At 60.4% G+C, this 21,284-nt stretch carries 22 protein-coding genes; 9 read left to right on the top strand and 13 right to left on the bottom strand.

What is annotated here, in order from left to right; translation table 11 throughout:
* Positions 1-7: 7 nt before the first annotated feature.
* The 12 genes from ACVWXZ_RS00515 to ACVWXZ_RS00460 all read right to left on the bottom strand — a co-directional run bounded on the left by ACVWXZ_RS00515 (position 8) and on the right by ACVWXZ_RS00460 (position 10,027).
* Positions 8-727 carry a PP2C family protein-serine/threonine phosphatase gene (locus ACVWXZ_RS00515; protein WP_011432581.1) on the bottom strand — a complete coding sequence of 240 codons (720 nt, stop codon included), beginning with the start codon at positions 725-727 and terminating at the stop codon, positions 8-10.
* Positions 727-2,430 (bottom strand): ABC1 kinase family protein, encoded by a 1,704-nt coding sequence (locus ACVWXZ_RS00510; RefSeq protein WP_457402165.1) that lies wholly within the window; start codon positions 2,428-2,430, stop codon positions 727-729. Before ACVWXZ_RS00510 ends, ACVWXZ_RS00515 begins: the two co-directional genes overlap by 1 nt.
* Before the next feature lie 29 nt (positions 2,431-2,459).
* Positions 2,460-2,771 carry a DUF6825 family protein gene (locus ACVWXZ_RS00505; RefSeq protein ID WP_414343148.1) on the bottom strand — a complete coding sequence of 104 codons (312 nt, stop codon included), beginning with the start codon at positions 2,769-2,771 and terminating at the stop codon, positions 2,460-2,462.
* A gap of 141 nt (positions 2,772-2,912) precedes the next feature.
* Positions 2,913-3,638, bottom strand: a complete 726-nt coding sequence (locus ACVWXZ_RS00500; RefSeq protein ID WP_457402163.1) for a phycobilisome rod-core linker polypeptide — start codon at positions 3,636-3,638, stop codon at positions 2,913-2,915.
* A gap of 58 nt (positions 3,639-3,696) precedes the next feature.
* A complete protein-coding gene (locus ACVWXZ_RS00495; RefSeq protein ID WP_414329023.1) occupies positions 3,697-4,338 on the bottom strand; it encodes a HEAT repeat domain-containing protein in 642 nt (213 codons plus the stop codon).
* Between the two features lie 64 nt (positions 4,339-4,402).
* Positions 4,403-5,173: a HEAT repeat domain-containing protein gene (locus tag ACVWXZ_RS00490; RefSeq protein WP_041436319.1), complete on the bottom strand. Its 771-nt coding sequence runs from the start codon at positions 5,171-5,173 to the stop codon at positions 4,403-4,405.
* Between the two features lie 73 nt (positions 5,174-5,246).
* A complete protein-coding gene (locus ACVWXZ_RS00485; protein ID WP_011432575.1) occupies positions 5,247-5,516 on the bottom strand; it encodes a phycobilisome linker polypeptide in 270 nt (89 codons plus the stop codon).
* Between the two features lie 315 nt (positions 5,517-5,831).
* Positions 5,832-6,320: a globin family protein gene (locus ACVWXZ_RS00480; protein ID WP_011432574.1), complete on the bottom strand. Its 489-nt coding sequence runs from the start codon at positions 6,318-6,320 to the stop codon at positions 5,832-5,834.
* Positions 6,321-6,465: 145 nt separating this feature from the next.
* A complete protein-coding gene (locus ACVWXZ_RS00475; protein WP_011432573.1) occupies positions 6,466-6,984 on the bottom strand; it encodes a phycocyanin subunit beta in 519 nt (172 codons plus the stop codon).
* A gap of 395 nt (positions 6,985-7,379) precedes the next feature.
* A complete protein-coding gene (gene trpA / locus ACVWXZ_RS00470) occupies positions 7,380-8,195 on the bottom strand; it encodes a tryptophan synthase subunit alpha (protein WP_457439239.1) in 816 nt (271 codons plus the stop codon).
* 61 nt (positions 8,196-8,256) lie between these two features.
* Entirely contained in the window at positions 8,257-9,672 is a 1,416-nt protein-coding gene (locus tag ACVWXZ_RS00465; RefSeq protein ID WP_457402158.1) for an ABC transporter substrate-binding protein, read from the bottom strand.
* A 139-nt stretch (positions 9,673-9,811) separates the two neighbouring features.
* Entirely contained in the window at positions 9,812-10,027 is a 216-nt protein-coding gene (locus ACVWXZ_RS00460; RefSeq protein ID WP_011430147.1) for a hypothetical protein, read from the bottom strand.
* Positions 10,028-10,055: 28 nt separating this feature from the next.
* Here ACVWXZ_RS00460 and ACVWXZ_RS00455 point away from each other — a divergent pair, with 28 nt between their 5' ends.
* Positions 10,056-10,904, top strand: a complete 849-nt coding sequence (locus ACVWXZ_RS00455; protein ID WP_457402156.1) for a class I SAM-dependent methyltransferase — start codon at positions 10,056-10,058, stop codon at positions 10,902-10,904.
* Between the two features lie 8 nt (positions 10,905-10,912).
* On the opposite strand, the gene ACVWXZ_RS00450 is transcribed toward ACVWXZ_RS00455, so the two are convergent.
* Positions 10,913-11,701: an amino acid ABC transporter ATP-binding protein gene (locus tag ACVWXZ_RS00450; RefSeq protein ID WP_011432567.1), complete on the bottom strand. Its 789-nt coding sequence runs from the start codon at positions 11,699-11,701 to the stop codon at positions 10,913-10,915.
* A gap of 263 nt (positions 11,702-11,964) precedes the next feature.
* Between ACVWXZ_RS00450 and ACVWXZ_RS00445 the strand changes: the two genes are divergently transcribed.
* The 8 genes from ACVWXZ_RS00445 to ACVWXZ_RS00410 all read left to right on the top strand — a co-directional run bounded on the left by ACVWXZ_RS00445 (position 11,965) and on the right by ACVWXZ_RS00410 (position 21,269).
* Complete coding sequence (locus tag ACVWXZ_RS00445) at positions 11,965-13,002, top strand: amino acid ABC transporter substrate-binding protein (protein ID WP_011430144.1); 1,038 nt, start codon at positions 11,965-11,967, stop codon at positions 13,000-13,002.
* 98 nt (positions 13,003-13,100) lie between these two features.
* Positions 13,101-14,273 (top strand): amino acid ABC transporter permease, encoded by a 1,173-nt coding sequence (locus ACVWXZ_RS00440; RefSeq protein WP_457481998.1) that lies wholly within the window; start codon positions 13,101-13,103, stop codon positions 14,271-14,273.
* Between the two features lie 3 nt (positions 14,274-14,276).
* On the top strand, positions 14,277-15,482 hold the full coding sequence (locus ACVWXZ_RS00435) for an amino acid ABC transporter permease (protein ID WP_414399846.1): 1,206 nt from the start codon (positions 14,277-14,279) through the stop codon (positions 15,480-15,482).
* A gap of 162 nt (positions 15,483-15,644) precedes the next feature.
* On the top strand, positions 15,645-16,427 hold the full coding sequence (tatC, locus tag ACVWXZ_RS00430) for a twin-arginine translocase subunit TatC (protein WP_457481997.1): 783 nt from the start codon (positions 15,645-15,647) through the stop codon (positions 16,425-16,427).
* The gene (locus tag ACVWXZ_RS00425; RefSeq protein WP_414356388.1) at positions 16,417-17,031 is read left to right on the top strand and encodes a nucleotidyltransferase family protein; all 615 of its coding nucleotides are present in this window, start codon (positions 16,417-16,419) and stop codon (positions 17,029-17,031) included. Before tatC ends, ACVWXZ_RS00425 begins: the two co-directional genes overlap by 11 nt.
* Positions 16,985-18,466 (top strand): NAD(P)/FAD-dependent oxidoreductase, encoded by a 1,482-nt coding sequence (locus ACVWXZ_RS00420; RefSeq protein ID WP_457481996.1) that lies wholly within the window; start codon positions 16,985-16,987, stop codon positions 18,464-18,466. Before ACVWXZ_RS00425 ends, ACVWXZ_RS00420 begins: the two co-directional genes overlap by 47 nt.
* An 83-nt stretch (positions 18,467-18,549) precedes the next feature.
* Complete coding sequence (locus ACVWXZ_RS00415) at positions 18,550-19,440, top strand: LmeA family phospholipid-binding protein (RefSeq protein ID WP_457481995.1); 891 nt, start codon at positions 18,550-18,552, stop codon at positions 19,438-19,440.
* 224 nt (positions 19,441-19,664) lie between these two features.
* Positions 19,665-21,269 (top strand): hypothetical protein, encoded by a 1,605-nt coding sequence (locus ACVWXZ_RS00410; protein ID WP_457481994.1) that lies wholly within the window; start codon positions 19,665-19,667, stop codon positions 21,267-21,269.
* Positions 21,270-21,284 lie beyond the last annotated feature (15 nt).

Genomic DNA, 21,284 nt, shown 5'->3' with positions numbered 1-21,284 from the left:
GGGCAAACTAGGCGTATTCGGCAATCACTACTGTGATGTTGTCTCGCCCGCCCCGCTCTTTGGCCGCCTCGATGAGCTTTAGGGGAAGTTGCTCCAAATCTTCCACCTGCAGGCAATACTCGATGATCACTTCGTCGTCTAACTCCTCCGTCAGGCCGTCGCTACACAACAACAGGCGATCCCCTGGGTAAACTGTAATCGGCTGCACAGAAGGCGGCCCCGCATCGGGTCGGCCCAGGCAGCGCTCGAGAATATGTCGCCAAGGGTGAATCCGGGCCTGCTCATAGGTCAACTCTCCCAGTCGAATGGAGCGGGCCACCAAGGTGTGATCCTCGGTCATTTGCTGCATCTCGGATCCCCGTAGGCGATAGAGGCGAGAATCGCCAATGTGAGCACTCCAGCAGTTGCCCTTGGGATCCACCATGGCCACCACCACCGTAGTGCCCATGTCTGCCCGCTCTGGATTTTCCCGCTGATCCTTGAGGATGGCACTGTTGGCTGCTTCTACGGCTTCGCTGAGCAACCGGGGTGCCGGCACGTTTTTCCAGCCTCGATCCAGATATTCTCGGATGGTCTCGACAGCCAACAGGCTGGCTGTAGCCCCGGCAGCATGTCCTCCCATACCATCGGCAACAATAAAGTAGCGTCCCTCCGGATCGCAGTAGTAGGCATCCTGATTGCTGCTGCGGATCTTGCCGGGATCCGTAGCGCAGGCATATCGTCGCATCACATCAATCGCTCTGACCGATTCAACCTTAAGAGTACTCTGATTAAAGCAAGAGCAGCGAGGGCAGCCAAAACCAAAGTGATAACCGTTAAGGTAGCATGTCCGGCCAAAAAGAGCTGAGTTGCGCTCAAAAAAAAGGCCGCAAACAACACCCCGTAAATGACTCCCAGCCCGGTGTTGTTCAGCTTGCGCAGCAAGCGCTCCGTCTCGCTGGATCGCACCCGCAGGCGCAGCTCCCCTTGTTCTATCTTGCTCAAGGTCAATTCGATCCGGCGCGGCAAGCTGAGACTGCTGCTGGTGAACTCAGCCGCTTGACGGCCAACCTGGGCCAAGAGGGTCTCAGTCTTGCTTCCGTTTAAACTCATCAGCTCTTCCGCAAAGGGTTTGGCCACCTCCATAAAGTCGAACTCCGGATCCAGCCCCTTCCCCAATCCCTCCAGCGTGGTCAGGGCCCGCATCACAAAAGTAAAGGTAGCCGGAAAACGAAACGGCTGATCGTAGGCCAGCTCGTAAAGGTCTTCGCTAATGGCCGCCACCGAGATTTCTCCCGAGTTGCTGGAAAAGGGTTTGTCCATAAAGTGATCCAGCATGTACTGCACCGAGCGGCGCACCGGAGCCAGATCGGCGGTGGGCACCAGCACCCCCAGTTCCACCAGCGAGGCCACCACCCGATCGGCATTTTTGGAGACCACACCTGCCAGCGTGCCCATCAGCTTTTCTTTCACATCGGAGCGCAGGCGGCCCATCATGCCGAAGTCGTAGAAGATCAACGTGCCATCGGGCTTCACGGCAATGTTGCCGGGGTGGGGATCGGCGTGAAAAAAACCATCCTTGAGCAGTTGCCGCAGATAAGCCTCTGCCCCCAGACGAGCCAAAACCTTGCGATCCAACCCTGCCGCACTCAAGGCTTCGTAATCGCTGATTTTGATCCCCGGCAGGTATTCCAACGTCAACAGGCGAGGAGAGGTGTAACGCCAATACACTTTGGGAACAGCAATTTGCGGCATATCCCGAAAGTTGCGACGGAAGGTATCGGCATTGCGGCCCTCATTGAGGTAATCCACCTCTTCCCAGAGGGTGCGCCGACACTCTTCGTAGATGCCGATCCAGTCGCGGCCCGGCCCGCCCCAAGAGGTGCGATACTGAAAGAACTCGGCAATCCCACGGCAGATCTCCAAATCGATGGTGAACAGCCGGGTCAGCCCCGGACGCTGCACCTTCACCACCACCTCTTCCCCGGTTTTCAGCTTGGCGCGATGCACCTGCCCCAAGCTGGCAGCGGCCAAAGGGGTGGGATCAAAGTAGCTGTAGATTTGGGTTATCGGCCTGCCCAGCTCCTGCTGCACAATTGCCGCCACCTGTTCGTAGCTGAAAGCAGGCACCCGATCCTGCAGCTTGGAGAGCTCCTCGACATATTCCGAGGGGAAGAGATCGGCGCGGGTGGAGAAAAACTGCCCCACTTTAATAAAAGTAGGGCCTAAGTTAAGCAGCGTTTCGCGGATCCAAATGGCTCTGGCCCGGCGGCGCTTGGCCTTTCGCTCGGGCGTGGGTTGTCCCCCATAGCTCCAAGCCTGCTGATCCAGCCAAAGGTAAAACAGCCAGGTGAGCACAAATCGCCAAATGTCCAGCATGCGGCCCTGGCGAGTATAGTTCTCCCGGGCCCAGCGGTAGGCGGTATAGGGCTTGACGGGTTGTGATCCCAAAGAAGTCCGGGATCCCAAAAGGCTCGCGTTCAAGCGTTTCGACTCCGGTACTTCTGCAACTCGGAGCGCAGCTGCGCCACTTCCGCCCGCAAGTCGTCCAGAGTTGCCTGCAAATCTTCTGTCTGGAAAGGCAGCGGCACCCTTTCCTGGGCGGCCATGGATGCTTCTGCCTCAGCCCGGGTCATGACATCCTGGGCAAAGGTTTGCCAGCCCTCCTGCAGCTCAGCCCACACCTTGCCCACTTCCCCGGCAATATCGGTGAGGGCGCTTTCCAAACGCTCGCGCAGAACGTCTGCCACAGCTTTGCCGACAAAAAAAGCCTGCACAACCGGATTCTTCATGCGACCCAAGTGTTAAGAAGCATCACCCAGATTATAACGAATCCTGCTCAAACACAGCGGCGAGCCGACCCACCCGAACAGCCTCGGATCGATCGGCCCGGCAGAGCCCGCAAAGGGTTGTCCCCGGAAGCTTGCCCAGTCCTAGCGGCGGCTGGTGGTCATGTCCGGGATCTTCAGATCGAAGACGCTGATGTTTTGCCGCGCTGCCGGCTTGGGATTGAGCATGCGGGCCATGTTGAGGAAGTTTTCTGGATCCCCGGCTTTGGGAGGACGGGTGAGACGATAGGTGCGCACCACTTCCCGCGTCGAGCGCTTCACGCCGGAGACATCGCGCCAACGGGCTCCATAGCGGGGGGTCACCAGGTTGGCGGGCTTTTCCGACAGGCGACGGCGTTGGTAAGGCACCACATCGTCCCCAAAGGCGGCATTGTACTCTTCGCTATCCACCACAGCGTCGATGAAGCCATCTAGCCCCTTGGTGGCAACGATGATGGAGTACTTGATGCGCTCCTGTTGGCTGTAGGTGGGCCGACCCAAAAAGCGCTGGAAGGTGACCTCGATGAAGCGGTAGTTGTCGTTGGGAACCATGACCAGATCCCGGTACACCTCCGACTTGCCCAGGCCGCGCACAAACTCTTTGACCGAGATTGCCCCGTTGCGCAACTGGGATTCCAGAGCTTTTTGCCGATAGCTCTCCAGCATCAGATGCTCGCTGAAGATCTGGCGATAGGCGGCGCGAATGATGTTGTCAATTCCTGTCGGGTCGTCAGGACGGTAGACCGGCGGGGTTTCGTCGCTGGCTACAAAGTAGCGAGGCACCCGTTCATTTTGGGTGGTGGGGCGATCGGCAAGCAACGGAAGGGACATAGATGGTGCTCCTAAAAAAACGAGAAAAACTTAAGAAAAACACAGTGGGGCAGGGAAGCTAAGGCTCGGCAGCCAATTCCTGCCAGCTCATCTGGGCGCGGAGAGGGATCAGAGGATCGGCATCTTCCAGGGCCATCTGGAGCGCAGCCTCGACTGAGGGGCGCAGAGATTGTTCACCCTGGCGAGCCAAGTCCGTCAGGGATCCAACGGCGGCGTAGCGGACTCCCCAATCGGCATCGGCAAGACATTGCCGCAACAGTTGCAAGGCTCGCTCTTGATCGAGCAAGGGCCGCTTGGCCGCCACTCGTCCTAGCCCACGGGTCGCCGCCCGTCGCACACTGGGGGCAAAGTCCGCTACAATGGCTTCCGCCAAAAAGGGGTAGGCATCCCCATGGCCAATACGGGCCAGAGCCCGCACCGAATAGGCCCGCGCCCCGTAATCGAAACCGTCAATATGGCTCAGCAAGGGCTGCACCGCGGCTTCCCCAAAGCGCAGCACCTCCTCCAGAGCAGCCTCCCCAACTGCAGGGCGATTAAACCCAAAGGCGCGAATTAAGATGGGGATCCCTTCCACTTGGCCCAAAGCGCCCAGCGCCCTCACCACCCGCAACAATTCCTCAGGCGACGTGGCCTGCTCCAATTCTGCTGCCAGTTGAGCCACAGCAATGGGAAACGCTTGAGCAGCCGAGGCGGAGGACATAGGCAACGAATAGTCAAAGGTACACTTGAAACCGCTGATCAAAGGCACTGAGCGCCCCAGGATCCTAGAAGAGCTTCTCCAGTTGCGGCAGGATCACCGCCGTCACCTGAGCCAGCGGCACCCACCCCAACTGAAGCGCCACATCGAACAGCCGCTTCAGAGCATTGATGCGCAGGTTGAGAGCCACGTCGGCTGTGGCCAGCAGCGGCGCCCCCGCCACCCATCCCGATTCGGCCAGGTCGAACAAAGCGGCCTGTCGTAGGCTGGAGTTGGAGTGGGCCAGTAGCGCCACCAGGATTTGGGTCAGCTCCTCGGCTTGCGTAAAGCGATAGAGCACCCAAGCCGCTGCCGAACGCACCCGCTCAGAGGGATGGTTCAAAAAGGGCCGGATTGCTGCCTCAGCCTCGGTGGCCTGAAGCTGACCCAAGGCCTCGATAAGGGCTTCCCAGGGCTGCTCCTGCTCGCGGGACTGCAACAGTGCCAGCAAGGGATCCACCGCTCGCTTGTCCCCCAATTGAGCCAAGGCATAGGCAGCCTCTTCCCGCACATGAAAGTCGGTACAAGTGAGCGCCTCGATCAAACCGGGCACGGCCCGCGCATCCCCAATTTGCCCCAGGGCCTTAGCGGCATTGCGGCGCAGAGGATAGCCCCCCAAGGCAGTGCGATCCCGCTCATCCTGCAACGCCAAAAGCAGCGGCTCTACCCCCCTTGGATCCCGAACTGTGCCCAGGTACCAGGCAGCATAGTAGCGATCTTGCAAGTCATCCCCCTGCAGCCGGGCTATCGCCTGCTCCCAAGTGAGCTGCTGCGGCAGCACCGCCGTGTTGGATGCCATACGAACCGTTGCAGAGCTGTTCATGACACCTGGGCAACCTTGCCGGTAACTTCAGTCGGCCGTCGGGCCTCCCTCACTCAGCAGCGCCGTTGCCCTGAGCGGGAGAGGCATTGGCTCCCGACAAGGCAGTGACCTGCACGATTTTGCCACCCATCCGCAGAATGCGCTGCATCTCGGCAGACAACCGACTGTAGGGAACGGTGGTGCTCAGGGTGCTGCGGCGAACTTTGGCAGAGGTGGCCAGAGCATCGGGCGGGTTGAGCAGACCGGTGTACTCAACTCGGTAAACCCGGCTGCCGGCTTCTGTCAGGGCTTCAGGGCTGGTGGTGCTTTGACCAAACATCGCTTTCCCCAGGTATCTATGAGACTTCGTTTGGAAGACAGGCAAACTGACCAGCGAACAAGCCGTACCGGCTATTCTCGCGAACCAGCACGCTGCCGTTGGGCAATGCCTACAATCCAAAGGCTAACTACCCCAGACTGGAGAGCAGGCGACCAACCCAACCGGCTTAAGAGAAGCCAAGGCGCCAAACCAACCTGGAAACAGGTGGAATAGACCTCTTTGGAGCCGTCGCCTGCTCTGGAGAGACACACAATTGGAAGACAAAGAAAGAGATCGTCCCCTCCCAACAAGCAGGGATCTCTGCCCTGGGATCCCCTAGCTGAGGGCGTTGATGGCGTAATCGAAGTAGATGGCAGCTTCGTTGGCCGCTTGACCGCTCAGCATGCCCAGAGCGCGGCTCTTCATGTACTGCAGAGCCACGATGTACCAGCTGGGAGAGAGGTTAAAGGAGCGGTTCACTTCCCGCAGTCCGGCCACCAGGTATTCATCGAGGGGGCCGGTGCCACCTGCAACCAGAGAATAGGTAATGAAGCGGAGGTAGTAGCCGATGTCGCGGGCACACTTGGCCTGAAACACATCGCCGTGGCCCATTTCACCCGGCTGAGTCAGGTAAGGGAACCTCTTGAACACTTCCTGCACCGCTTCCCGCACCAGAGTTTGCTGGTTGTTGGTTAGGACACGGGCCGCTTCCAGAGAAGCAGCAGCACGCTGGTAACGACCATTCACGGCCTGCAGTTCGCTGGCATTCAGAAAACGCCCTTGATTGTCAGCGGCAGCAATCGCTTCAGTGATGACAGTTTTCACCTTGCAACTCCTAAATTCATCGATTGTGTTGTTAATGGACGTTCTGTAGGAAAGGCGGACTGGATTTCCACCTGCCTATCAGAAATGAGGGATCTAACGGATCTCAATTCTGAAAGGAACGACCAAGCTGGCTTCGACCCAAAGCTCAAACGATGGCGGCAGCAGCCTTATCGAAGTAGCTGGCCACTTCGCTTTGCAGCGCAGAGCAGTCCCCAGGGGTGATGCCTTTCGGATCCATGATCTTGGCCAGGGCTTCTTTCTTCATGGCAGCAATGCCGTTGGCCACAGAAGTGGTGGGCACCCCCAGAGCAATGTAGGTTTCCCGCAGGCCGTTCAGGCAGCGATCTTCCAGCACAGAGCTATCCCCGGCCAAGGTGGCATAGGTGATGTAGCGCAGGATGATCTCCATGTCCCGTAGGCAGGCAGCCATGCGGCGGTTGGTGTAGGCATTGCCGCCGGGAGCGATCAGATCTGGCTCTTGAGCAAACAAAGAGCGAGCTGCATTGGTTACGATTTGGGCGGCATTGCTGGTCATGCGGTTGACAGCATCTAGGCGCTTGTTGCCCTCTGCCACCAAAGCCGCCAGACGGTCAAAGTCTTGGTCACTTAAAAAGGCACCGCGTGCATCTGCCTGAGCGATCACCCGGGTAAAAGCATCTTGCATGATGGATCTCCTTCTGGTCTTTCCAAAAAGTGGTGAGCGACTGGCTGAACCTCCCAAAAGCCGAATCCCAAGCTTTTTTGCGGGATCCTCTTTGACCCCCAAAAATCAAGGATTCCGTGGCAGCAGACCCCCCACCGAACCCCTAAATTTTTAGATAGGTCAAGAACCTCTGCGACTTTCAGACAGCCGAGCATCCAGCCTAATTTTATATCGCGGGATGGATGAGTGTTTTGTGAAGATTTGCAAACCTACCAACCCCAAAATGTCTGCCTAGGCTGGGATCCCTGGACTATGGGGCGCAGCAGGGGGGAAATGGGTCTGCGGGCTGGCTCACAAAATGTAAACATTTGTTTTGAGATGGAAGCAGTCTGAGTGGGCACCTTCCTGAACAGAAGTTAACACTCTGGAGTGGTCACCTCTTGCAGGGCCGCTTTGAGGGCTCGACAAAAGTGAGCTATTTGTTGCAGTCCTTCTTCAGGCGTGGGGGCTTTGGCCAGCCGTTGCACAAATGCGCTGCCCACAATCGCCGCATCTGCTCCCCAGAGAGCGATCTGGCGGGCCTGGTCGGGAGTGGAGATGCCGAAGCCCACCCCAATCGGCAGGGGGGTTTGTTGGCGCAGTTGCTGCAGCAAAGCCGGGATCCGCTTTTCCAGGGTGGCCCGTTCGCCGGTAACGCCGGTAGTGCTCACCAAGTAGACAAAGCCACTGGACTGCTGGGCAATGCGGCGCATGCGCTCCAGGGGGCTGGTGGGGGCCACCAGCAGGATGAGGTCGATCTCTTCGGCCTGGGCTGCTTGTCGCAGGGATCCCGCCTCTTCCAGAGGCAGATCGGGGACGACCAAGCCGGCACAGCCGGCCTGCCGCAGTTGATGCAGAAAGTTGGGGATGCCGAGCTGGTGGATGGGGTTGTAGTAGGTGAACAGGATCAGGGGGGCCTGCAGCGAGAGACAGCGCAAGCCTTGTAGAATGGCGCCCAAAGTGACTCCCCGACTGAGGGCGCGGGTGGCTGCTGCTTGGATCACCGGCCCATCCGCCAAGGGATCCGAGTAGGGTACCCCCAGCTCGATAAGATCGGCGCCGCTCTGATCCAGAACCTGCAAAGCCTCAAAGGTGGTTTCCAAGTTGGGATCCCCAGCGGTGAGGTAGGGGATGAGGGCTTTTTCACCACGGCTGCGCAGCGCCTGAAAGCAGGCTGTGATCCGAGTGGGCATGGGATCCATTCGATTCTGAGGAGATTGAGAGCATCCCCCACTGTAGCGTCTGCCGGGATCCCTAGGGGAGAGGCACAAAATCGTAGCCGGTACCGGAGCGGTTGCCGGGCTCAACCTGCACCAGCACATGGGGAGCATTGCGGTCGCCGGAGGGCAAGAAGCGCACTTCTCCGGAAGCGCCGTCCTGGAGGAGGAAGTTGGGATCCTGCAAACGGGCCAGCACAGCGTTGCGGCTGGTGGCTCCTTGGCTGAAAGCTTGCAAGAAAACCCGGGTGGCATCATAAGCCAGAGCAGTGCGCCAATTGACCTGCCCTCCCCAAAGCTGAGCCGCCGCCTGGGCAAAGCCGCGGTTGCGCGGCACCTGAGGATGCCAGGGTACCGCCACCACCAAGCCCTCTACCGCTGCTCCCCCGTCTTGCAACGTGGTGAGGCTGAAGAGCACATCGCCGCCCAGAAGAGCAAGGGGCTTACCGGTTGCAGCGTTCTCGCGGGCTACGGCCAGCGCTTTTTCGGCTACGGAAGCCGTGGGAGCTAAAAAAGCTACCTGGGATCCTTGGCCGACGGCCCTTTGCAGGCTGGCCTGGGGGTTGAAGTCCGACGCCGATAAGTCGAACTCCGCCAGCACGATGCCCCCTTCGCTGGTCAGGGTGGAGGCAAAGGCATCGCGCAAGCTGGAGCTGTAGGCGCTGTTGGGGTTGTAGAAGATGGCCACCCTTTGCAACCGCAACGTGTTGAGAGCATAACGGGCCAGTTGCGTGCCGGCCACTTGATCCGAGGGCACGGTGCGAAAAATGGCATCCCCCAGCATGCTGATGCGGGTGCTGGTGGAGGTGGAGGAGATCATGGCCAAGCCGGCAGGCTGATAAACCTCGGCTGCAGCCAGGGTGGCGTCGCTGGTGTTATGGCCAATCACCCCCAAGATCTCGGGCTGGCTCACCAGAGCCTTGGCCACCGCCGTTGCTCGCTCAGGGTTGTCGCCATCGTCGGCAATCACTACCCGCAGCAGCCGTCCTCCGATTCCCCCCTGTTGGAAAAGCTCCTCCTGAGCTTGCGCCACCCCGCGCAGGGTCTCTTTGGCGCGGTTGGGGTTGCTGGAGATGGGCACCACCACCGCCAGGCTCAAGGGACTGCCCTGCTGCTGGGCACGGGCATTGTTCAAGAAAATGCGAGCTTCCGGGTCGTTGCGGTTGCTTTGCAGCCCCATCTCCAACACCGGGATGGCTGCGCTGAGGTTACCTTGGCGCAACAGCTCTGCAGCGGCAACGGCAGCGGGACTGCTATCGGCAAACAAGGTGCGCTCGCCGCTGGTCAGGAGCAGATCTTGTGCTCCACCCCCCAACCCTGGCAGCGATACTGGCGGTAGAGAAATGCTTTCCGGCCAGCGAACATAGCCCGCCTGCCAAGCGCGATGACCGCCCCAGAGTAGCAATAGCCCCAAGGCAATGTAGACAATGGGTGGTGGAGACTTGGCAACCATATATCACACTATAGAGAGAGAAAACGCTAGCTTTTGGCCAGCAAAGACACTGCTTGTATCCTCAGGAATCCTCAAAAGTCATCTTTCCAAGGATCTCTAAGGATCTCCGACTATGCATCAGCATGAGTGCGGGAGTATGTCACGGATCGGGACGGTAGGAAGGGCTGTTGCGGTATTGACGCTCTAGCTGCTCCACAATGGAAATGGGAACGGATGAGGTCTCGGAGGGCTCTTCTGGCGAGGTGCCGATCTGCGTCTCGGTCTCCACATTGAACTGCCGAGATGTTGCCCAAACCACTGCTGCAATCAGCAAAAGGACGATAGCGGCACCGTAAAGAAAGGCGACGATGGCCATCGGGTCAATGGTTTAGCTTTCCCCTTCCATGATAAAGGCTGTCGAGAATTACCCACTTCAGGATCCCTTGGAGCAAGCGCTGTGGGACTGGCATCGGGGACAGGCCAAGGGATCCCTGCTCTTGCATGCCTACGGCCTGGAGGGGATCCCGTTGGCGGAAGAGCCCCAGGTGGTCTCCCCAGAGGTGTTCTTCACCCAGGAGCTGCCGGAGGTGGAGGCCATGGCTTTGGATCTATGCCGCGGTCGGGTGCTAGACATCGGCGCCGGTACGGGCCGCCACAGCCTGCTGCTGCAGGAGGAAGGATTGGCCGTGGCTGCCTTGGATCGCTCCCCGGTGGCGTTGCAGATCATGGCAGAGCGGGGGGTGCGCTGCCGCATTGCCGCCGATCTTTTCCACTGGCCGGGGCCGGAGGATCCCTTCGATACGCTGCTGTTGCTGATGAATGGCGTCGGCTTGGCGGGATCCCTGTCGGGCTTGGAGCGTTTTTTGCGCCTGGCTCGCCACTGGGTTCAGCCCACTGGCCAGTTGCTCCTGGATTCCACCGATTTGAGCGATGCCAGCGACCTCGCAGATCTGCGGAATCTGCCGGCAGAAGAGGGAGGGCGTTTAGAAAACTTGGAAGATCCCTCTGGCAAGCTGGCCGCTCCTGCCCACCTCGAAGCAGGTGGCTCAGAAGATTGGCAGGAAGGGAGCGAGGCAAAAGCCAAGGTAGTGAACTTTGTAGCCGAGTACAACGGCCAGCGGGGGGATCCCTTTCCCTGGCTATTTGTAGATCCGGAAACCCTGCTGCAGTGTGCCCACGCCAACGGCTGGCAGGGGCAGATTGTCTATCAAGAGCCGGAGGGGGCTTTTCTGGCACGCCTCACCCCCTTCTGAAGGACTCGCTAGTGGGAAAGGATCTGGGATAAAAACAGGCGGGAGCGCTCTTCTTTCGGATTGCTGAAAAACTCTTGGGGGGTGTTTTCCTCCACGATCTTGCCGCGGTCGAAGAAGATAATCCGATCCGCCACCTCGCGGGCAAAGCCCATCTCGTGGGTTACACACACCATGGTCATCCCCGAGCGGGCCAACTCCCGCATCACGTCCAGCACCTCCTTGATCATCTCTGGATCCAAGGCCGAGGTGGGCTCATCGAAGAGCATCACCGCCGGATTCATGGCCAAGGCGCGGGCAATCGCCACCCGCTGCTGCTGCCCCCCCGAAAGTTGCCCCGGGTATTTTTCTGCTTGCTCGGCGATCCCCACGCGGCTTAGCAGTTCCATAGCCCGCTCTATCGCCTCACTTTTTTTCATCTTTTTCACGTGGATTGGGCCAAGGGTTACATTTTGCAAAACCGTGAGATGGGGAAACAGGTTGAACTGTTGAAAAACCATGCCCACCTCGCGGCGAATGGCATCGATGTTGCGCAGGTCGCTGGTTAGCTCAATGCCATCTACCACAATGCGCCCTCTCTGGTGTTCTTCTAAGCGGTTCAACGTGCGAATAAACGTTGACTTGCCCGAACCTGAAGGCCCACAGACCACCACCACCTCTCCGCGGCGGATGCGGGTGGTAATGCCCTTGAGGACGTGGAAATCGCCGTACCATTTGTGAACATCTTCGCATTGGATAATGTCAGCGCTGGCTGCACTTTGCGGAGAGAGTGAAGACCTTATGTGCGGGGATCCTTGCATGGGTGGGTGACTCCCTAAGTTTCACCAAAGCAGGCATGGGTACCATGGCAGAACTGGCCGAGCCACAACCGTAGCCTCTGCAACATTTCCATACGCCCTGACATGTAAGGCTTTGAGAAAATCGTAGGCGCCTATGGCAAACCATTCTATGGGGTGTGGGGTGTGGCAGGAGTGTAACCCAATGGCACGGTATCTCGGTTGAAGTGCCGTGTATGAACGACTGTTGACGACGAAGATCTTGAGGATTGACATGGGGTAATTTTATGAACTGGATAAAGCATTTGAACGGATTGGCTCCCTTGGCCGGGGCACTGGCGTTGTCTATGGGCCTGCAGTCCCTTCCTGCTTGGGCGCAGCTGGGGCCGCTCACCGACCGCATCAAGGCTCGGGGCGAGTTGATCTGTGGGGTAAACAACCAACTGCCCGGATTCGGCAACCTGGATGACCAAGGCAAGTATGTGGGTTTTGATATCGACATCTGCCGGGCAGTAGCTGCCGCTCTCTTTGGAGATCCGGACAAGGTTCGATACGTCTACCTGACGGCGGCCAATCGCCAGTCTGCGATTCAGTCGGGCGAGGTCGATATGATTAGCCGCAACACCACCTGGACCCTCACTCGGGATCGCGAGTGGGCGGTGACCTTCGGCCCCACCACCTACTACGACGGCCAAGGATTTATGGTGCGGAAGTCGCTGGGGGTGGAAAAGCTGGAAGACCTGAACGGGGCCACCATCTGTGTGATTGCCGGCACCACCACCGAGCTGAACTTGGCGGATACCTTCCGCGCCCGTGGCATTGCCTTTACGCCAGTAACTTTCGACGGCGATGATTCCTCTTTCAACGCCTACGAAGAGGGCCGTTGCGATGCCATCACCAGCGACCAAAGCGCCCTCATCTCCCGCCGGGCCAGCTTGGCTTCTCCCGACGACCACGTGATCTTGCCGGAGGTGATCTCCAAAGAGCCCTTGGGGCCGCTGGTTCCCCACGGAGATGAGAGTTTCTCCGACATTATGAACTGGACGGTCTACGCCCTCTTCTATGCAGAAGAAAAGGGGATCACCAGCGCCAATGTGGACGAGTTCCTCAAGTCCGAGGATCCCGACATTCGCCGCTTCTTGGGCCAGGAAGGCAACCTGGGAGAGCTGCTGGGCCTGAAGCCGGATTGGGTGGTCAATGTCATCAAGGCGGTGGGCAACTACGGCGAGATCTTCAACCGCCACCTGACCCCCTTGGGCGTGCCGCGGGGCTTGAACCAGCCCTACACCAAAGGCGGGATCCAGTACGCGCCGCCTTTCCGCTGATCGGCTGATTCGGAATCCGGGCCTAGGGATCCCGGTTGGTCAGTACCGGCCAGGGATCCCCTATTCTCTGCTGTGCTCTGAATTTTTGCTTGCCCCGCATGACTTCTCTGTCCGACCAGCCCCACCTTCGCCCCCCCTGGTGGCGGGATGAGCGTATCCTGAAGCTCTTGCTGCAGGTGGCCTTTGTCGTGGCCGTGCTGCTGGTGTTCGGGATCCTTGCTCAGAACCTCCTCGCCAGCCTGCGCCGCCTGGGCATCAGTTTGGGATTCCGCTTTCTGGGCAACTCCGCCAACTTTGGGATCACCGAGGGGCTCATTCCCTACGACCCCTCCGAGAGCTACCTGAAGGCTCTGGCGGTGGGAGCGGTGAACACCCTCTGGCTGTCGGCAGTCAGCATTGTGTTGGCGACGGCGATGGGCTTTGTCCTGGGGATGGCTCGCCTCTCCAGCAACTGGCTGGCCCGCCAGCTGGCCACCGTTGTTACCGAGATCTTTCGCAATGTCCCGGTGCTGCTGATCGTGATCTTCTGGTACCAGGGGGTGATCCTCACCCTGCCGGGGGTGCGCAACAGTCTCTCCATCGGCGGGCTTGTCTTTATCAACCAGCGGGGAGTGAAGCTGCCCGGGTTGGATCCCAGCGGCTGGCTGGTTCCCGCGCTGGCCATTGTAATCGCGGCTGGGTGGGGGATCCGCAAGCTGCTCCTAGTCTGCCGACCCGAGCTGGGATCCCGGCAGCGGAACCTGTGGGTGGCTGCGGGGGTGGCGCTGCTGGCGGTGGCCTGCTGGGTGCTCTTCCCAGAGCCGCCGGTGCGGCTGGATGTCCCGGTACTGGAGCGCTTTAACTTCCGGGGCGGGATCCAACTTTCGGCGGAGTTTACCGCCATGATGCTGGGCTTGGTGACCTACACCGGCTGCTATATCGCCGAAGTGGTGCGGGGATCCTTTTTGGCGGTGCCGCGGGGGCAGTGGGAGGCAGCCCGGGCCATCGGCCTGTCGGAGCTGCAAACCTTTCGCTTGGTGATTGTGCCCCAGGCCCTGCGGATCATGATCCCCTCCTTGAACACTCAGTATCTCACCCTGATCAAAAACTCCAGCTTGGCCATTGCCGTTGGCTTTTCCGATCTGTTCAACATCAGCAGCACCATCATCAATCAGTCGGGACGCTCGGTGGAGATGTTCGCCATCCTCATGGCCACCTACCTGACCTTTAACCTGGTGGTTTCCTACGGCATGAACTGGCTCAATGCCCGCGTCAAATTGGTGGAGCGCTAACCCATGCCCAGCAGTCTCTCCTCTCCCCTTGTAGAAGAAAAGGTACTCCCCCCCAGGGAGAAACAAAGTCCTCTGGCTTGGGTGCGCCGCAACCTGTTCGACTCCTGGCTGAGCACCTTGCTCACCTTGGTCTCTGCCTTGGTGTTGGCCTGGGCAATTTCCCTGTTCTGGAACTGGGCGTTCACTCAAGCCCGCTGGGAAGTGATCCCGGCCAACCTCAAAATCTTTGCCAGCGGCACCTACCCCAGCAGCCAACTGTGGCGGGTGTGGGCGGTGTTGGGAATTGTGCTGGCCACCCTAGGGGTAGCGGGGGGGGCTTGGGGCGGTGTGCTGCTGCACTACCTCATTCTCTTGGGAGCTGCTATGGGCTTAGCCGCGTTCCTGCCTTTGGGAACCCAGTCGCAGGGGTGGCTGGCGGTTTGCTCTGGAGCGACTTTTGCCGCTATTGCCCTCAGTCGGGGACGGGAATCCTGGCGGCTGGCTTCCATCTGGGTTTGGGCCTTGATCTTGCCCCTCTGTCTGCAGCTGCTGCTGGGCGACCTGGGCCCCCCTTGGCCGGCAGTGCGGGCTGAGCAACTGTCTGGACTGCTGCTGACCTTGATCTTGGCGGCAGCCGCCATGATCATCGGCTTCCCCATTGGGGTGTTGCTGGCGTTGGGCCGGGCCAATCGGGCGTTGCCGGTAATCCGGATCTTCTGCACGCTGGTGATCGAGCTGGTGCGGGGGGTGCCTCTGACCACCATTCTGTTTGCCGCCTGGCTGTTGGTGCCCTTCTTTCTGGGGGGGATCAGCGTCAACCTGATCATCAGGGCGGAGGTGGCCTTCATCTTGTTTACAGCCGTGTACGTGGCCGAGGACGTGCGGGGCGGCCTGCAGTCGATCCCGCTGGGCCAGCTAGAAGCGGCACGGGCACTCGGCTTGAACCCCTTTCAAGTGACGGCTCTGGTGATTTTGCCCCAGGCACTGCGGGCAGCCGTTCCGGCGCTGGTGAACGAGTTCCTCACTCTCTTCAAAGACACGTCGCTGGTGTTCATTGTCGGCCTCATCGACCTGCTGCAGGCGGGGCGCGTGGTGTTCACTAACCCCAACTGGCTAGGCACCCAGCGGGAAGTGCTGTTTTTTATCGGCCTAATCTACTTCATCTGCTGTTTTGCCATGGCCTATGCCGCCCAGCAGGTGGAAAAGGCGCTGGGCTTGGGCAAGCGCTAGAAATTGCAGCCACTCCCCTTCCCCGTCCCCTCTGCTCAGGCCCCGGGATCCCCTTAACGGGCTTGGGCCACCGCCCAATGGCGAGGAGTGTTGGGCAAGTGCTTTTCCCTGGAGAGGGGGCAGCGCTAAGATAGCGGGGAACGTTTCGTTACACCTTGGCCCATGACCCTTGCCTCTGAGACCGAATCCCCGGAGCAAGCCGCGGCGGCCCCTGAGCCTGGTCGGGTGCGGGATCCGGAGTTTCCCTACGAGGTCGAGATGACCTTGATGGAGCACTTGGAAGAGCTGCGCAGCCGCCTGTTGGCCAGCGTGATCGCGGTGGTGATCTGCATCATCGCTTGCTTTGCCGTGGTGAACCGCATTGTCGCCCTGCTGGAGGTGCCCGCTCGGGGGGTTACCTTTTTGCAACTGGCGCCGGGGGAGTATTTTTTCGTTTCTGTGAAGGTGGCGGCCTACTCGGGGTTATTGCTGGCCACACCCTTTTTGCTCTACCAAATTGCCCGCTTCGTCTTGCCGGGGCTGAGCCTGAAGGAGCGCAAGCTGCTGGGGCCGGTGGTGCTGGGATCCAGCCTTCTCTTTGTGGCCGGCTTGGTCTTTGCCTACTATCTCCTCATTCCGGCGGCGCTTAACTTTTTCATCCGCTACGGCGAAGGGGTGGTGGATCAGGCTTGGTCCATTGACCGCTACTTCGAGTTTGTGCTGCTGCTGCTGTTCAGTACCGGCCTGGCCTTTCAGGTGCCGATTTTGCAGGCGCTGCTGGGGGCGCTGGGGCTGGTGACTGCCGAGCAGATGTTCAAGGGCTGGCGCTATGTGGTTCTGGGCGCGGTGGTGGCGGGGGCCATTCTCACCCCCTCGACGGATCCCCTTACCCAGAGCCTTTTGGCCGGGGCTGTGACGTTTCTATATTTGTTTGGCATTCTGCTGGTGAAGCTCCTTGGCAAATGAGCCGAAGCTGCATGCGCTGATCTTGGCGGCTGGGTTTTCCACACGGATGGGAGAGCCGAAAGCCTTTCTGCCCTGGAAAGACGGGCAAACCCTGCTCTCTTACCAGATTTTTCAGTGGCGACAGGCGGGGTTTCAACCCTGGGTGGTGCTGGGATCCCAGCATTTGGCGGCAGCCCAACCCCACTTGGCAGGGGCAGAGGTGCTGGTCAATCCGGCTCCTGAGCTGGGCAAGACCCACTCCATTCGGGTAGGGGTGGAAGGGATCCCTGCCGATTTTCAGGTGCTGGCCATTTCGGCGGTGGATCAGCCCCGCCCGGCGTGGATCTACCACAGCTTGCTGGAGTACCATCTGCGCCACCGCGCTTGGGCTACTGTGCCGGTGCATCGAGGACGACGGGGGCACCCTACCCTGATCGACAGGCGCTTGCGGGAAAAGCTGTTGGATCTCCGAGAAGAAACCCTGGGCCTGCGCCGGTTGTTGCAGGATCTGGGCAGGCGGGTACAGGAGGTGGAGCTCTACACTCCTGAGATCTTCCTGGACTGCAATACCCCTGCCGATGTGGAGGCCGCTGCTGCCGGTTGCGACAGCGTTGCCCAGGAGTAAGGGGATCCCCTTCAGCACTTGTCCTGCGACCGGTCGCCTCAGCGGTGCGGAGCACTTCGGCGTTGCCCAGCAAGATGTTCTTCCCATTGCTCGTATGAGAAAGGCCCTTTATCCTGCCAGCACCTATGATCCTGCCTGTCCGGTCGGCAGCTACTGGGACAGCACGATAGCAGATCCCGGCTGGCGGCATCCGGCACCTTTGCAGGAGCAGGTGAGCGCGGAGGTGGTCATTGTGGGGGGAGGATTGACGGGGCTATCGACGGCCTTGCACCTGGCCCGCGACCACGGCATCCATGCTTGTCTGCTGGAGGCGGGATCCCTGGGTTGGGGGGCCTCGGGACGCAATGGCGGCTTTTGCGGGGTGGGGTCGAGCCACCTTACCCACACCCAGATGGTGCGGCGGGTGGGCCTGGCGGAGACAGAGCGCTACTACCGGGATCAATGGCAGGCAGTGGAAACCGTTCAGGAGCTGGCGGCCAGCGAGGGCTTCTCCCTAGAGGCTCAGGGACAGGGCTGCTATGCAGTGGCCCATCGTCCACAGGCATGGTCGGAGTTAGAGGCCGAGTACCAGATCTGTACTCAGGTGGCGGGCTACCCGGCCCAGCTCCTCAACCCCAAAGAGCTGCGGGAACGCGGCTTCAACAGCCAAGAGAACCACGGCGCTTTGCACATCGGGGTGGGGTTTGGCCTCAACCCCCTCAAGCTCACCCAAGGACTGGCCCAAGCGGCCCACCGGTGGGGGGCGAAGCTGTACAGCGGCAGTCCGGTCACGGCCTGGGAAAAGGTGGGATCCCAACACATCTGTCACACGCCGGGAGGAACGGTGCGCGCTCGGCACTTGGTCATTGCCACCAATGGCTACACCCCAGAGGCCCTGTATCCCCAACTGGCGGGATCCCTGCTGCCGGCACTGTCCAACATCCTGGTCACCCGACCTCTGACGCCTCAGGAGCAGAAAGCGCAAGGGTGGTGGAATCCGACGCCACTCTACGACATGCGGCGGCTGCTGTTTTATTACCGCCTACTGCCGGATGGGCGTTTGCTGTTTGGGGGGCGGGGCGGCACCCGCGATACCCCGACGGAGCGACGGCAGTTGCGCGCTTGGATGACCCGACAGCTCTATCGTCTTTTCCCTGCTTGGGAAGGGGTGGAGATCGAGTACGCCTGGAATGGACTGGTCTGCCTTTCTCGACAGTTTCACCCCCACATCGGCCCTTCGCCGGCGGATCCCAGCCTGTGGTACGGCTTGGCCTATCACGGCAGCGGTGTGGCCACAGCAGTGTGGGCGGGCAAAATGCTGGCCCAGGAGATTGCCGGGATCCCTTCTCAGATGAGCGCTCTGTTTCGCCAGCCGCCCCGCTCTTTCCCTTTGCCCTGGCTACGGCTGCACTATCTGCGGCTGGGGTATCTTTGGTGGCAGTTGACGGATGGATAGCCTCTCCAAGTGTGCGGGGGATCCCTCTGTTCGGCGGAGAAGTCCTGCCCTAGTCTGGTCGTAGTTCGGGTGGAAACCATCGCTTGTCGTTGCTCCTGAGGTATCCAGTGCTGCTCACGTCTTGCCATCGGCCTGCTCCAGATCCGTCTCCTCTCGAAGCCCAATCGGCAGCCTGTCGCCGCCAACGGCTTTCGCAAGCGGGGCAGCGGCTAGGGTTTGCATTGCTGCTCAGCCTACCCACCATGTTTTGGCCTTGGCCCGGATTTGCCCAAATTGCCGGATCCCTTCTCAGCCCTTTGGTGGCGGCTTGGATCCGTTCTGAGGTGCAGAGGGTCGATAACCTGCAAGTGCAAATTGTCGGCTCTGACGCCCAGATTTTGAATGGGCAGATCCCTCAGGCCCAGGTGTCGGGAGACAACCTCAGCTATCAAGGCTTTCAGATCAGTCATCTGCGGCTGCAGGGCCAGGATATTCGCCTCAATGTGGGCGAAGCCATCCAAGGACGGAGCCCACTGCGGCTATTGGCCCCTGTGCCGGTGCAGGTGAGCTTGCGCCTTACCGAGGAAGACCTGAACCGCACCCTCCAGGCTCCCCTCATCCAAGCCCAACTGGCTCAGGCCCAGGTGCAGTTGCCTGTTGGGGGCCAAGTGGTGCCTTTTCTTATCCGCCAGCCTCAGGTCACGCTGGAACAGGGTCGGCTGCGCATCCAGGCCAACCTGACCACTCCCGAAGGGGTGGAAGCGCCGGTGACGGTGCTGACCGGCCTAGAAGCCCAAGGTCCCAACCGGTTGCGGCTGGTCAATCCCCTCTGGGTGAGCGAAGGCCAAGAGATCCCCATCCCCGGCCTGGCCGATTTCCCCATTCAGTTGGATCCCGGCGTGCGCATCGACCGCTTGGAGTTGCAGCCCGGCCAAATCCTCTACGAAGGGATCCTGACCATTTACCCAGAAGTCGCAACCGTGCCGCAGGGATAGTTCGCCTGGGCAGGACGGAGACCTTTCCCGTTCAGCAACGGGTGTGATCGGGATCAATCTCAAAGGGTGTGCCTCTGGGTGAGGATCCCTCTAGCAACCGGAGGGAAAGGGATCTTGCTGGCCGTTTGCGTTGGTGCCCCGTCGGGAACCGCACCGTCCACAAGACGAGAGCGGCATCGACTCCCTTCGGTAGCCGGGCAGGAGTGGTGTATTGAGGTGAGATCATGATCCAGCCATCCAACTGCAAACTCGACCCCTGGGTCGCGGTAGCGGTGCGGAGCACTTACGGCTGGGCGCTGCTGCTGATTTTGTCGGTTGGTTTTTTGGGGGGATGTGCTGGCGACCCGGTTTCTACAGTCCCTCTGGATGGCACTGCTGTCGGCACGCGGACGGCCACTCCTGAGGGCCGAACCTTCTCCGATATCTCGCCCGGTCGGGATCCCCGTCTGAAGCATCTTTGGGCCAGCTTTGTCATCAGCCCCCAGCAATTGCAATCTGCCCGCGAGGCTCCCGTTTCGCTCCATCCGCAGGCCATTCTCCCCTGCACCGACTGCGAGAGCCTCCGATGGCAGCCGGGATCCCCACCCCCCACTGCTTCCCCCGCTCCAGGCACCTACCGATCTGACCAGCTCACCTTCTCCTTCCGGGTTGAGCCCAACGAGACGTCCACCCGCCTCAGGGGTAGCTTTCACCTGGATACCACCACGCCTCTGATCCACCCCGGCGCAGGGGTGCGCTTGGTAATCCAACGGGCTTTCTGGGGGGAAGACCCGCTGGAACCGCTGCCACCTCCCCAGGACTTTCACCCTCAGCAGATCATCCGAGGCCAGTTCCAGGAGCGCAGTTGGATCCTCCCTTTCTCCCTGCCGCATCCCCCTGCCGGTGAGGTCTTGCCGCCGCTGCGGCTGGAGGTTGTTCTCACCTCGCCAATCCCACCCGATTCCGCCCCCTTTCTGCGGGGTAGGCCGCTGCCGCCACCTCCGGGTCGGCTGTATCACGGGGTCGCTTGGCCGGGCATTCCCACTTGGGATCAACTCCTCGCCTATCGCCAGGCCATCGGTCAACCCCCCGCCTGGGCAGCCGTGGATCACCTCTGGGATCCCCGCCAGGACTTTCCACAGCAGTTGGCCAGTCGCCTGCGGGAAAGCGGCTCAGTCCCCTACCTGCGCCTGCGGCTAGATCCAGCCCAACTTTCTGCCTTGGCCAATGGGGATCACGATGAGACCTTGCGCTCTTGGGCCCGCGGGATCCAGCGCTTTGCCACCCCCATCATCCTGGCCGTCGTCGTTGGCGACGGGGATCCCGAACGCGCTCGCGGTAGCGGTGGGGAGCCCTTTGGTGGGACGGAGTCCTCGCTGCAACAACGGGCTTACCAACACCTGATGCAAACCCTGCGCTCTGTTCGCGTTAGCGGGACGGAGTCCCCGGCCAATTTGCTCTGGGTGGTGGAGCTGGACGGAGAAGATGCCAAGGCCGTGTCCACCTGGGCTCGGTTCCCTGAGATGGACTGGCTGAGCCTACAGGTAACGGGGGATCCCGCCGCTTTTGAACCGCTGTACCGCCGCCTTGAGGCCCTCAACCCGGAAGTGCCTGTGGTGATCCGCGGGCCAGCCCTGGGCTCGGAAGCCTCTCAACCGCTGCTGGCAGCCCTAGAGGCCCAACGCTGGCCTCAGGTGATCGGCTGGAGCTGGGCCTTGAGCGGGGACGGGATCCCTCCTGCAGCAGCACAGGATTGGCGGCAGCATCTGCAACAGGGGGATCCCCAGATATGGCTGGGGGAAATGCGGGTGCAGCCCCCGCCCAGCCCCCTTCCCTCGCCCAAGCCTTGAGAAAGGACGACCTGT

The sequence above is a fragment of the Thermostichus sp. MS-CIW-38 genome (genome assembly GCF_054058415.1).
Note: the sequence above shows the minus strand (reverse complement) of the source record. Positions and strands in the feature narration are given on the sequence as shown.